Origin of the sequence: Bradyrhizobium tropiciagri (assembly GCF_018130545.1) — a bacterium.
Classification (GTDB): Bacteria; Pseudomonadota; Alphaproteobacteria; order Rhizobiales; family Xanthobacteraceae; genus Bradyrhizobium; species Bradyrhizobium tropiciagri_A.
In genome coordinates this window covers 198,589-210,699 of record NZ_JAFCKF010000001.1, presented here as the reverse complement: position 1 = coordinate 210,699, position 12,111 = coordinate 198,589, and the positions used below count along the sequence as shown (strand labels likewise).

Sequence of the window (12,111 nt, the reverse complement as noted above, 5' to 3'; positions counted from 1 at the left end):
ATTCAAGCGGCATGCTGGTTTGGAATCGAGCAGCTTTCTCTATAGATTATACCGTCCGAAATCACGATGATTGTTTGAAGATGCCGCTCCTGACTATCCATCACAAGACCGTTTATCGCTACGCGCGCCCGGTGGCGTTCGGCGAACACCGCATCATGCTGCGCCCCCGCGACGGCCATGATCTGCGCGTGCTCGACAGCGCGCTTGTGATCGATCCGAAACCGATGTCGCTGCGCTGGATCCATGACGTGTTCGGCAACAGCGTGGCGATCGCGTCCTTCGACGAGCGCGCCGACACGCTGTCCTTTGTCTCGACCGCAACGGTGGAGCACAATCCGGCCGATACGTTCGCGCTGACGCCGGACGACCCCGCGTACTTCTATCCGTTCCTCTACGACGATGAGGAATTCCCCGATCTGCAGCAGTTCATCACGCCGCAATATGGCGACCCGAACGGCGAGCTGTCGGCCTGGGCGCGGCGGTTCCTCGATGTCGAGGCGCCGACGCTGACGTTCAAGATCCTCAGCGACATGACCCATGGCATTCGCGAGGCGTTCAGCTATCGCAAGCGTTACGAGCAGGGCACCCAGCATCCGCTCGACACGCTGCGCACGAAGTCCGGGACCTGCCGCGACTATGCGCTGTTCATGATCGAGGCGCTGCGCCGGCTCGGCATCGCCGCGCGCTTCGTCTCCGGCTATCTCGCGATGCCTCCCGGCAGCGCGCACGGCTATGTCGGCGGCGGCTCGACCCACGCCTGGGTGCAGGTCTATCTGCCGAGCGCAGGCTGGATCGAGTTCGATCCGACCAACGGCATCGTCGGCACCCGCGACCTGATCCGCGTCGCGGTGGCGCGCGATCCGCGCCAGGCGGTCCCGCTGCATGGCGTCTATCTCGGCGCTGCGGACGCTTTTCTTGCGATGGATGTCGACATCAAGGTCGTCTCGGTCGGCGAGAGCGTGGCGGAGCAGGAGACGGCCTGACGATGCAGATCAAGGTCGGCTTCGAGATCACCTACACGGCGGCGCAGCCGACCCCGATGGTGATCATGTTGTCGATCCATCCGTCGCGCTACGCCGACATCGTCGGCACCGAGCGCATTTCGACCGAGCCGGATGTTTCGATCGGGCTTTATCGCGACGGCTTCGGCAATGTCTGCGGCCGTCTGGTCGCTCCCGCCGGCGGCGTCACCTTTCGCGGCAGCGCGCTGGTGCGCGATTCCGGATTGCCTGACATCGTCAACCAAGCGGCGCAGCAGCTGCCGGTCGAGCAATTGCCCGATGACATGCTGCTCTATCTGATGCCGAGCCGCTATTGCGAGACCGACAAGCTGACCGACATCGCCTGGTCGCTGTTCGGCAACACGCAGCCCGGTTGGGCGCGGGTGCAGGCGATCACCGATTTCGTGCATCACCACGTGACGTTCGGCTATCAGCATGCCCATCACATGAAGTCGGCGCATGACGTCTATGAAAGCCGCGCCGGCGTCTGCCGCGACTTCGCGCATCTGGCGCTCACCTTCTGCCGCTGTATGGGCATTCCGGCGCGCTACTGCACCGGCTATCTCGGGGACATCGGCGTGCCGCTGGATCCCGCGCCGATGGATTTTTCCGGCTGGTTCGAGGTCTATCTGTCGGGCCAGTGGTACACCTTCGATGCCCGCCACAATGTGCCGCGGATCGGCCGTATCCTGATGGCGACCGGCCGCGACGCCGCCGATGTCGCCCTCACCACGAGTTTTGGCCGCATGACGCTGGCGAAGTTCGTCGTGGTGACGGATGAGGTGGTGGCCTGAACTGGTCCCTCGTCATTGCGAGGCGTGCAAGCGACGAAGCAATCCATCTTCGTGGCGGCATGGATTGCTTCGTTTCGCTCGCAATGACATAGAGGGCCATGACCTCCGATCTCCTCTTCGTCTACGGCACGCTGATGCGCGGCTTCGACCATCCGATGGCGAAGCTGCTCGCGGGCAATGCCGAATTCCTTGGATCGGCGCAGTGCCGCGGGCGGCTCTATCTGGTGAAGCATTATCCGGGCCTGGTTCTGTCGGACGATCCCGCCGACGTCGTACATGGCGAATTGTTCCGCCTGCGCGAGCCCGAGGCCATGCTGCGCGAGTTCGATATGTACGAGGCCTGCGGCGAAGGCTTTCCGCCGCCGACCGAATATCTCCGCGAGATGCTTGAGGTCACGCGCGCCGACGGCAGCGTGAGCGAGGCGTGGACCTATCTCTACAACTGGCCGGTCACCCAGCTGCCGCGGATCGCGTCAGGGAAGTTTCTGGAGCATTAGTGCTCAGCCGCAACCGCATATCGTGTCATGCCCGGGCTTGACCCGGGCATCCATCTCACTTCGCAGCAGTCCTTTGGTTTGATGGATTGCCGGGTCAAGCCCGGCAATGACCGAGAGAGACGTCACACTTCCCGCTCGACGCGGATGTCGACCTCGCGCTCGACGAAGCTCCATTCCTCGGTCGCGCGCAGCATGCCGACCAGCTCGTCGAACAGGCTGACATGATCGGGCGCGAACTCGAACCAGGTCAGGAAGTCGAATGGCATGCCGAGGTCGCGGGCGTGAAACAGCTGGCGGGCGATCGCGGGGAGGAATTTCATTGTGCCTGAGATGTGGTGCGACTTGTCCTCGAAGACCTTGCGCCGCTCCTCCTGCGTCAGGTCCCACCACGCCGCGGATTTCTTGATCGGGATCAGCGCCGCATGCGTCGCCTCGCTGCGGCCGAGCCCGGCCTGCACGGCGGCGAGCTTCTCGCGCTCTTCCTTCTCGGTGTAACGCAGATTGCTGGCGACGCCGGCGAGCCGCCAGGAGGTCTGCGCCGGCAACAGCGGCAGCGCGATCGACTCGCTGGTCACCACCGACAGCGCCGAGACCTTCGGCAGCGTCTCGCCCTTCACCCGCGTGATGGACGTGACCTGCCAGCCGCCGCTCTGTCCGCCTCTGAATGTCGTGAACATGGCCTATCCAATCCCGGAACCGGGGAGGGTTCAAGTTGGCTCGAACTTCTCTCCACCGAGGATTACGGGGTAGCCCGCCGACCGTGACATGACGGGACCTGTGAATAGTCCGGAAAAACCCTACATTCTTCGTCCAACCGGCGGTCGCCCCTATATGGCTAACCGGTTGACCAGCGACTCACCGGATACCACGCCAAAACCGTCCCATGCGTTTCACGCCCGAATTCCTCGATGAGCTGCGCGCCCGGCTTCCGGTCTCGGAAGTCGTGGGCAGGCGCGTCAAGCTGAAGAAGGCCGGGCGGGAATGGAAGGGGCTGTCGCCGTTCCAGCAGGAGAAGACCCCGTCGTTCTTCGTCAACGACCAGAAGCAGGCCTGGTTTGACTTTTCGTCCGGGCTGAACGGCAACATCTTCGATTTCCTGATGAAGACCGAGGGGGTGACGTTTCCCGAGGCGGTGGAACGCCTCGCCGCGATGGCAGGTGTTCCGCTGCCGGCCGTGACGCCCGATGCGGCACGGCACGAACAGCATCGCCGCACCCTGCACGACGTGATGGAACTGGCGACCAAATTCTTCGCCGACACGCTGGCCTCGCGCAATGGCGCCAAGGCGCGCGGCTATCTCGCCGACCGCAGCATCTCGCCGGCGACCCAACTCCAGTTCCGGATGGGCTACGCGCCGCCGGATCGCTTTGCGTTGAAGGAGCATCTCGGCTCGCAGGGCATTTCCACCGAGGACATGGTGGAAGCGGGGCTACTGGTGTCCGGCGAGGACAAGCCGGTGCCGTTCGATCGCTTCCGCGACCGCGTCATGTTTCCGATCACGGATGGCCGCGGCCGCGTCATCGCGTTCGGCGGCCGCGCGCTGGAGAAGGACGTTCCGGCCAAGTACCTGAATTCGCCGGAAACCACGCTGTTTCACAAGGGTGACAATCTCTACAATCTGTTCACCGCGCGCCAGGCCGCGCATGACGGCGCGCAGCTGATCGTGGTCGAGGGCTATGTCGACGTCATCGCGATGGTGACATCAGGTTTTCCCGGCGCCGTCGCGCCGCTCGGCACCGCGCTGACCGAGAACCAGCTCGCGCTGCTCTGGAAGATGGTCGACGAGCCGATCCTCTGCTTCGACGGCGACCGTGCCGGCCAGAAGGCGGCGTATCGTGCTGCGGACCTTGCCTTGCCGCAGCTCAAGCCCGGCAAGAGCCTGCGCATCGCGCTGCTGCCGGAAGGGCAGGACCCCGACGATCTCGCCCGCTCCGGCGGCCGTGCCGCGATCGAGGAGGTGATCTCGGTCGCGCGTCCGCTCGCCGACCTGATCTGGTCGCGCGAGATCGAGGGCGGCAATTTCGATACGCCCGAGCGCCGTGCGGCGCTGGAGGCCAGGATCGGCGAGCTCTCCAATGGCATCCGCGACGAGGTGGTGCGCCGCTATTACCGGCAGGACCTGCAGGAGCGGCTGCAACGCAGCTTCGCCCCGGAAGGCGGTCGTGGCGGTTACGGCCGCGGCGGCTATGGCCGGGGCAATTTCGGCGGCGGCCGCGGCGGCGAATCACCCCGCGCATTTGCGCCCCGTGGCCCGGCCCAGGGTGGTCGGTTCGCGCCCAAAGGGGCCGCACCGGCCCTTTCCCGTGGGCCCTACCAGGCCGCGAGCCCCCAGCTCGCCAACAGCCCGATCATGCGCGGCCAGCGCAGCGCGATCTCCCGCCGCGAGGCGCTGATCCTGCAATCGCTGATCAACCACCCCTGGCTGCTGCACGACCATCTCGAGGAGGTGGCGGCACTCGAGCTCGCTCATCCCGAAGCCCACAAGCTCAGGGCCGCCATTATCGCGGCCTTTGCCCACGATCATCACCACTCCCCGGACGCCGAGGAGCAGGCCGAGAAGATGCGCGCCGACCTCGAAGCGGGCGGATTATCACAGATTCTTCAAAGGGTTGAGCGGGCGATCACAACCCAGGCGGTGTGGGGTGCACAGATTGGCGCCGCGCGCGAGGATGTTTTATCGACCTGGCGTCAACTGGTTGCCTTGCATCAGAAAACCCACGCCTTACTTAGGGAAAGAAAAGATGCGGAAGCGGCTTTGGCTGAAGACTCCAGCGAGGCTAATCTGGCATGGTTGCAGGATATCCAGGCCCGGATGGCAGAAGCCGACGGCACCGAAGCCCTGATTGAAGGGTTCGGCGAATTATCGGGCCGGTTCCAACGTAATGTCTGATAACAAAAATGCTGCGGACGGCGTTGGCCACACCCGCAAAAAGACTCGCCAAATCCATGGTTTGGCTGCAAAAACAGGGTTAAGCGAAACTTAATAGCCTCGCGGCTATTGCAGATGGAAACCATCGAGACGGATGACAGGGGTGGCGAAATTCGAGCGCCGCCCTTTGTGCGTCGAGAGTAATTCTAGATAGCGTGCAAACGTGCGTGCGTGGCACCATTTTGCATGACCGCGTTTCGGGAGCTTAGTGAATGGCCACCAAGGCAAAGACGCTGCAGGTTAAGGACAAGGAAAAAGACGACAAGGCAGCGGATGCTCCTGAGAAGGATGCCGCTGACGCGCCGTCGCCGTTGCTCGACCTGTCGGATGCCGCGGTGAAGAAGATGATCAAGCAGGCCAAGAAGCGCGGCTTCGTGACCTTCGATCAGCTCAACGAAGTGCTGCCTTCCGACACGACCTCGCCCGAACAGATCGAAGACATCATGTCGATGCTCTCAGACATGGGCATCAACGTCACCGAAGCCGACGATAGCGAAGGCGAGGACGAGAAGGACGACGGCGACGACGAGACCGACAACGAGCTCGTCGAGGTCACGCAGAAGGCCGTCACCGAGGTCAAGAAGTCGGAGCCCGGCGAGCGCACCGACGATCCCGTGCGCATGTATCTGCGCGAGATGGGCACTGTCGAGCTGCTGTCGCGCGAAGGCGAAATCGCGATCGCCAAGCGCATCGAGGCCGGCCGCGAGGCGATGATCGCGGGCCTTTGCGAAAGCCCGCTGACCTTCCAGGCCATCATCATCTGGCGCGACGAATTGAACGAAGGAAAGATCTTCCTTCGCGACATCATCGATCTCGAAGCCACCTATGCCGGCCCGGAGTCGAAGGGCGGCATCAATCCGAACCTGATCGGCAACAACGGTGCCGAGGGTGCCGCCGCCGAAGGCAATGGCGGCGAAGCGCAGGGCAGCGCGCCGGCGCATGTCGCGCCGCCTGCCGCGCCGCCGTCGCCGACCCCGTTCCGCGCCGCGCCCGCCGGTGGCGAAGCCGGCGGCGAGGAGAAGGATCCGGGCGAGGCCGCCGCCGAAGGCGATATGGACGACGACGAATTCGAGAACCAGATGTCGCTCGCCGCCATCGAGGCCGAGCTGAAGCCGAAGGTGGTCGAGACCTTCGACAAGATCGCATCCGAGTACAAGAAGCTGCGCCGCCTGCAGGAGCAGGACATCGCCAACCAGCTGCAGAGCGAGTCGCTGTCGCCCTCGCAGGAGCGCAAGTACAAGAAGCTGAAGGACGAGATCATCGTCGAGGTGAAGTCGCTGCGCCTGAACCAGGCCCGCATCGATTCGCTGGTCGAGCAGCTCTACGACATCAACAAGAAGCTGGTCTCGTTCGAGGGCCGCCTGCTGCGCCTCGGCGACAGCCACGGCGTCGCGCGCGAGGACTTCCTGCGCAACTACCAGGGCTCCGAGCTCGATCCGCGTTGGCTCAACCGTGTCTCGAAGCTCTCGGCCAAGGGCTGGAAGAACTTCGTCCATCACGAGAAGGACCGCATCAAGGATTTGCGCCACGAGATTCAGTCGCTGGCGGCGCTCACCGGGCTTGAGATCGGCGAATTCCGCAAGATCGTACACGGCGTGCAGAAGGGCGAGCGCGAGGCCCGTCAGGCCAAGAAGGAGATGGTGGAAGCCAACCTCCGTCTCGTGATCTCGATTGCCAAGAAGTACACCAACCGCGGCCTCCAGTTCCTCGACCTGATCCAGGAAGGCAATATCGGCCTGATGAAGGCGGTCGATAAGTTCGAGTATCGCCGCGGCTACAAGTTCTCGACCTACGCCACCTGGTGGATCCGGCAGGCGATCACCCGTTCGATCGCCGACCAGGCCCGCACCATCCGCATTCCCGTGCACATGATCGAGACGATCAACAAGATCGTCCGCACCTCGCGCCAGATGCTGAACGAGATCGGCCGCGAGCCGACCCCGGAAGAGCTCGCCGAGAAGCTCGGCATGCCCCTGGAAAAGGTCCGCAAGGTCCTCAAGATCGCCAAGGAGCCGCTGTCGCTGGAAACTCCGGTCGGTGACGAAGAGGATTCGCATCTCGGCGATTTCATCGAGGACAAGAACGCGATCCTGCCGATCGATGCGGCGATCCAGTCCAACCTGCGCGAGACCACGACGCGCGTGCTGGCCTCGCTCACGCCGCGCGAAGAGCGCGTGCTGCGCATGCGCTTCGGCATCGGCATGAACACCGACCACACGCTGGAAGAAGTCGGTCAGCAGTTCTCGGTTACCCGCGAACGCATCCGCCAGATCGAAGCCAAGGCGCTGCGCAAGCTGAAGCACCCGTCGCGGTCGCGCAAGCTGCGGAGCTTCCTGGACAACTAATTCGCATTGTCATGCCCGGGCCTGACCCGGGCATCCATCGAAACAAGAACGGCGGGCCTGGGCCCGCCGTTTTTGTTTCTAGACGGGTCGCGATAAACTGACGTCAACGCCCGCGGCCACCCTCTCCCCAACCCTCCCCCGCAAGGGGGAGGGAGCCTGAATAGCGTGCTCGCCTCACGTCGCTTCTTGCTTGTGCAGTCGCGCCACAGCCTGCCGCGCGCTGTTGGTGCGCGTCGCATGTCGTTTGCAAAATGTGAGGGAGGCACCGGCGGAAGAGCTCCCTCCCCCTTGCGGGGGAGGGGCGGGGAGAGGGGTGCTGCTTGCTCTGATGCTTGCAGTATGCGGAAGGCAGCGGCTCGGCGGAGATGTCGTCAGATGCGACCGCCTCGCGCGCGCTACTTCTTCTTCGCCCCAACCCGCTCGATCGACTTGATTTCGAGCGGCGGCCGGCCGCCCTTTTCGGCGATCTCGCGGTCCTGGTCGCGCAGGAAGGCGCGCACCGGCTCCTCGCCATCGAGCCCGCCCAACAGCTCCGAGGGCACGCGGCGGTTGGAGCGCTGCGAGCCGTCTTCATAGAAGACGTTGAAGAAGGCGAATTCGCCTTTGGGATTGGTCCCGGGTTTTTTCGGCATGCGCGGCTTGTCCTCGATCGGGGCGCCGCTGTCAAAGCAAATCGCCCGCAGTCCCGCGCCGGTCTGCCTTGCGCGCCGAAACCCTTGTGTAACGGTGGTGCCCAGTTCGGCCGGCATGCGCCCCGGTGGCCGTCCGCACATGTAAATTTGATGACGCGCTCAGCCCTCGAACAGCACGAACGCCGCCCACACGCTGGCGTCGCTCGCACCCGCGATCTTGCCGTCGCGGGCATCGCGCCGGGTCTGGCGCAGCGCATCGGAATAGGTCAGCCCCTCGGCGAGGTGCTCGTAGAAGCGCACGGTGAAGTTCGCGGTGCCTTCATCGGCGACCGGCCACAGCGTCAGCAATGCGCGGCGCACACCGGCAATGCCGAGCGCGGTCGGCAGGCCGCGCAGGCCGCTGACAAAACTCTCGTCGCCGCGGCCGGTCTCGCAGGCCGACAGCACCAGCAGATCAAGCCCGGACAGGTCCCAGTCCATCACCTCGAAGGCATAGAGATAGCCGTCCTTGTCGTCGCGCAGCGGCCAGCGGCTGTCGCCGGCGCCCGACAGCACGATGCCGCTCTGCCACAGCGTGTCGAGGCCGGACGCCGTGCTGTCGTGATAGAAGCCGTGGGTCGCCAGATGCGCGATGCGCACCTTTCCGATCGCCTGGCGCAACGTGGCTTCGCTGACGCCGTTTCCGGTCAGCAGCTCGACCGGCGCGCCGCGCGCGCGGGCGAGCTTGGCGATCGCCTCGATCTCGGTCTTGGTGCCGGGCAGCGGCATCGGCCCCGGCACGCCGTATTCGATGCCGCCGGCGAGCAGCATCGCACCGTGCTGATCGAGCTTCTCGCGTGCATGGATCGCGATCAGCGCGTCGGGGCTGGTCAGCATCCGGATCGTGGTGCGGTCCTCCAGCAGGCCGCCATCGGCGCCCGGCAGCAGCGAGAACGGCACGGCAAACAGGAAACCGTCCGGCACCACATAGAGCGTGGTCTTGTCCTTCAGCAGCGGCTCCAGCGGCGCCAGCAGCCGCGCGCGCAGAGTCTGGAAGCGGCCCTTGCTGTCGGGACCCCTGTTGTCGGCTATTTTGGTGTCGGGATCAGGCGCGGTGGCCCGCGTCGAACGTAGCCGCGCGATCTCGGTGCGCACGCCGGTGTCGACCATCCGGCCGGGATCGCCGAGATCGACCACGCGCGGCTCGCTCGTTGCGGTCTCGACGATGGCGTAGAGCACGGTCGCTGCCAGCGGCTCCTTCGCCTGCCGGTCCGCCTTCCATTGCCGCGTGATGAAGTAGTTGACCACGACCTCCTGCGGCGCGAGCAACTGCGATGGCCGGATCGGGTCCTGCGGCAGTTTGACGTCGATTGCGTCGAGCCGCTTGGCAAGCGCCTTCTCGGCCGCGTCCTGCCGCCCCCACACCGACCGCGCCCAGTCGTCGATATTGCCCGACGAGAACAGCTCCTGCTTCTCGCCGTTGAGCCGTAGCGCCGCGCGTATGAGCGTTGCGGTCTCCTCGTCCTTGCCGGCCATTTGCGTCTCGAGCTGGCGCAGCGCCGTGGCGTCGCCGCCACCGAGCGTCTTCCAGCGCAGCACGGCGGCGGCAAACGCGGGCTGCGCCACTGACGACCCTGCGCCAGTGGCGAAGCGGCCGAATGCGAACAAGAGATGATCGGCATGGGCGCGGATCGCTTCCGCGACGGCGCGATCGCCTGATGTGCCGACCTCGCGCTTCATCCAGTCGAACATCTCGCGGTCGAGCGCGGCGAACGCGCGCACCGCGCGGTTCGGATCGGCGGCGATCAGGGCCGTCGCGATGCCGAGCTTGATCTCGAAGCTGATCGGATGCTGCGCGGTGAAAGCCTTGGTCGAAATCGCCAGCGCGGTTTCGCGCAGCCGCATGCCCGCATCTAGCTCGCCGCGCTTATCGTGCTGGCCGGCGGCCAGCACCGCCGCCTTGATGCGCAGGAAATCCGCAAAGTTCTCCTCATTGGCTGTGATCGCCTCCAGCCGCGCCAGGTCGGCCGGTGACATCGCAGCGTCGCCGGCGGCGAGCATGTCGGTGTAGAACAGCCAGGCGTCGGCCTGGCCGGCAAAGCTCGGATCCTTCGGCGCCATTGCTACCGCGATCGCGCGGTGCCGGCGGAAACAGCGGCGGGCGTCGTCGAAACGACCGAGAGCGAGGAAGTCCTGCCCCGCGTTGTTGACCGACACCAGCGTGTTGAGATGGTTCTCGCCGTAACGCTTGGCGCGCTTCTCGATCGCGAACAGGTCGAGCTCGAGCGCCTTCGCCGGCGCGCCGATCTCGCGCAGCGAGTCGGCATAATTGTTGGCGAGCTTCGCGGTGGTGCGGTGGTCGGGCCCCAGCGCCTTCTCCGAGAGCTCGAAATTATGCCGGCCCAGATTTGTCGCCGATGCCGCCGAGCCGTTGGCTGACAGCGCCACCGCGAGCTGGTCGTTGGCGATCAGCGATTCCTCGGAGCCCTGGCCCCAATAGGCGTTGAAGGCCCCGATCGCCTGCATGAACAGCGGGACTGCCTCGGCGATCCTGGCATTGTTGGACAGCAGGATGGCATAGGCCAGCCGCACGTCGGCATTGGCCGGCGGCGATTGCGTGGATGCCTTGCTCTGGAATGCGTGCACGAACAGCTTCTCAGCGAGATCGTCGCGCTTGACCGCACGCAGCGTGGCGGTGGCGTCGTAATATTGCTCCATGACGAACTGCGCATCGTCGAGCTTGTCCGCGGCATCGAGCGCGGCAACGAGCTGCGCATAGCCGGCATCGACCTTGCCGCCGCGGGTCAGCGCGGTCGCGCTCTTCAGCTGTACGGCAATTGCCTGCGTGTTGCCGGCGCCTTGAGCCGGCGCGCGCTTGGCGGGGGCGTTCTGCGCGGCGGCGGTGTTGATCGGTCCGGTCAGGACGGCGCCAAACGCGAGGATGATGCTGAGCGATGCGGCGGCCCTGCGCGCGCGTGCGAAACCCCCGGCGATTATCATCAGCAGCACATCCTCATTCCAAACACGTCGCCGGGTGGCGTCCGCAGATGACGGCGTCGTAGCAGCCAGCCGGCTTGGCTCTAGCGTCGCACCTTTGCATGAACAAGACAGCGCGGATGGCCGCGCGGGCGGAACCGGCGCGCCTGTGCTTGTTGGTCGCAACCGGCGCCCGCGCCGTTCATGCGTCGCGCGCTGAAATGCTGCCGTGCAGTGCGTCGCTCGGCGGCATGTGCCCCTGCTTGTATGCCAGTGGCGTGATCACGCCATCGGATGATGTTACCGCCGGTGTGCCTGTCGGCTTGCCGTTCGCCTGCGCGAGCGCGGCGGCGAACGACAGCCGCGCAGTCTCGGCAAGCGCCTTTCGCTTTGGAATCAAAACGCGCAAAGGCCGAAAGTGCTGACATTTCTGACCATCGTCACTTGCACCATGCCGTCCGATTCGCGTATGAGGCGCATCCTTGCCTTTCTACAACTTTCCCTTTTGAGAAACCGATCGCCGATGTCCAACGCCATCCTCGACGCCAACAAGGCGCTCGTGCTCGCGCATTATGATGCGGTGACCAACCGTCTCGATCCCGATGCGATCCGCGCGCAGCTGGCTTTGGACTTCTTCGACCATGCGACCGGCAAGCGGATGAGCGCCGAGGAGGTGATCGCGCATTCGGCCGATATGCACGAGACCTTTGCCGAGCTGTCGGCGGTGGCCGAATGCCTGGTGGCCGAGCGCGACATCGTCGCCGGCCGCTTCGTCTGGCGCGGCCGCCACCGCAGCCCATGGCGCGGCATCGCCCCGACCGGCCGTCACGTCGAGTTTCGCGGCATGACGTTCTGGCGGATCCGCGACGGCAGGATCTCCGAGCGCTGGGCGGAAATCGACTTTGTCGATCTGGAGCGCCAGCTCAGGGATTGAGCAAAATCTGCACAACTCCGCCGC

General features: G+C 65.0%; 10 protein-coding genes. 7 read left to right on the top strand and 3 right to left on the bottom strand.

All coding sequences use genetic code 11. The features are described 5' to 3' along the window. The first annotated feature begins 80 nt into the window (after positions 1-80). From JQ616_RS00970 to JQ616_RS00960, 3 genes are all read left to right on the top strand, one after another. Positions 81-983 carry a transglutaminase family protein gene (locus JQ616_RS00970; RefSeq protein ID WP_212011541.1) on the top strand — a complete coding sequence of 301 codons (903 nt, stop codon included), beginning with the start codon at positions 81-83 and terminating at the stop codon, positions 981-983. A 2-nt stretch (positions 984-985) separates the two neighbouring features. Continuing rightward, positions 986-1,795 (top strand): transglutaminase-like domain-containing protein, encoded by an 810-nt coding sequence (locus JQ616_RS00965; protein WP_212011540.1) that lies wholly within the window; start codon positions 986-988, stop codon positions 1,793-1,795. Positions 1,796-1,893: 98 nt separating this feature from the next. Next, positions 1,894-2,292 (top strand): gamma-glutamylcyclotransferase family protein, encoded by a 399-nt coding sequence (locus JQ616_RS00960; RefSeq protein ID WP_212011538.1) that lies wholly within the window; start codon positions 1,894-1,896, stop codon positions 2,290-2,292. A gap of 122 nt (positions 2,293-2,414) precedes the next feature. On the opposite strand, the gene JQ616_RS00955 is transcribed toward JQ616_RS00960, so the two are convergent. Beyond that, entirely contained in the window at positions 2,415-2,969 is a 555-nt protein-coding gene (locus tag JQ616_RS00955; protein ID WP_212011536.1) for a chlorite dismutase family protein, read from the bottom strand. Positions 2,970-3,175: 206 nt separating this feature from the next. On the opposite strand from JQ616_RS00955, the gene dnaG reads away from it, so the two are divergent. Further along, positions 3,176-5,182: a DNA primase gene (dnaG, locus tag JQ616_RS00950; protein ID WP_212011535.1), complete on the top strand. Its 2,007-nt coding sequence runs from the start codon at positions 3,176-3,178 to the stop codon at positions 5,180-5,182. Positions 5,183-5,433: 251 nt separating this feature from the next. Then, a complete protein-coding gene (gene rpoD, locus JQ616_RS00945; RefSeq protein ID WP_212011534.1) occupies positions 5,434-7,566 on the top strand; it encodes an RNA polymerase sigma factor RpoD in 2,133 nt (710 codons plus the stop codon). Positions 7,567-7,961: 395 nt separating this feature from the next. On the opposite strand, the gene JQ616_RS00940 is transcribed toward rpoD, so the two are convergent. Together JQ616_RS00940 and JQ616_RS00935 are read right to left on the bottom strand one after the other, a co-directional pair. Next, positions 7,962-8,198, bottom strand: a complete 237-nt coding sequence (locus JQ616_RS00940; RefSeq protein ID WP_212011533.1) for a hypothetical protein — start codon at positions 8,196-8,198, stop codon at positions 7,962-7,964. A 159-nt stretch (positions 8,199-8,357) separates the two neighbouring features. Continuing rightward, entirely contained in the window at positions 8,358-11,177 is a 2,820-nt protein-coding gene (locus tag JQ616_RS00935; protein WP_212011532.1) for a CHAT domain-containing protein, read from the bottom strand. 98 nt (positions 11,178-11,275) lie between these two features. Between JQ616_RS00935 and JQ616_RS00930 the strand changes: the two genes are divergently transcribed. Together JQ616_RS00930 and JQ616_RS00925 are read left to right on the top strand one after the other, a co-directional pair. Next, positions 11,276-11,578 (top strand): hypothetical protein, encoded by a 303-nt coding sequence (locus JQ616_RS00930; RefSeq protein ID WP_212011531.1) that lies wholly within the window; start codon positions 11,276-11,278, stop codon positions 11,576-11,578. A gap of 26 nt (positions 11,579-11,604) precedes the next feature. Then, on the top strand, positions 11,605-12,087 hold the full coding sequence (locus JQ616_RS00925; protein ID WP_212011529.1) for an ester cyclase: 483 nt from the start codon (positions 11,605-11,607) through the stop codon (positions 12,085-12,087). The last annotated feature ends 24 nt before the right edge of the window (positions 12,088-12,111 follow it).

Coding starts and splice junctions, on each gene's coding strand:
- JQ616_RS00970 (WP_212011541.1), top strand. CDS start 81: ATGCCGCTCCTGACTATCCATCACAAGACCGTTTATCGCTACGCGCGC.
- JQ616_RS00965 (WP_212011540.1), top strand. CDS start 986: ATGCAGATCAAGGTCGGCTTCGAGATCACCTACACGGCGGCGCAGCCG.
- JQ616_RS00960 (WP_212011538.1), top strand. CDS start 1,894: ATGACCTCCGATCTCCTCTTCGTCTACGGCACGCTGATGCGCGGCTTC.
- JQ616_RS00955 (WP_212011536.1), bottom strand. CDS start 2,969: ATGTTCACGACATTCAGAGGCGGACAGAGCGGCGGCTGGCAGGTCACG.
- dnaG (WP_212011535.1), top strand. CDS start 3,176: ATGCGTTTCACGCCCGAATTCCTCGATGAGCTGCGCGCCCGGCTTCCG.
- rpoD (WP_212011534.1), top strand. CDS start 5,434: ATGGCCACCAAGGCAAAGACGCTGCAGGTTAAGGACAAGGAAAAAGAC.
- JQ616_RS00940 (WP_212011533.1), bottom strand. CDS start 8,198: ATGCCGAAAAAACCCGGGACCAATCCCAAAGGCGAATTCGCCTTCTTC.
- JQ616_RS00935 (WP_212011532.1), bottom strand. CDS start 11,177: ATGATAATCGCCGGGGGTTTCGCACGCGCGCGCAGGGCCGCCGCATCG.
- JQ616_RS00930 (WP_212011531.1), top strand. CDS start 11,276: ATGAACAAGACAGCGCGGATGGCCGCGCGGGCGGAACCGGCGCGCCTG.
- JQ616_RS00925 (WP_212011529.1), top strand. CDS start 11,605: ATGCCGTCCGATTCGCGTATGAGGCGCATCCTTGCCTTTCTACAACTT.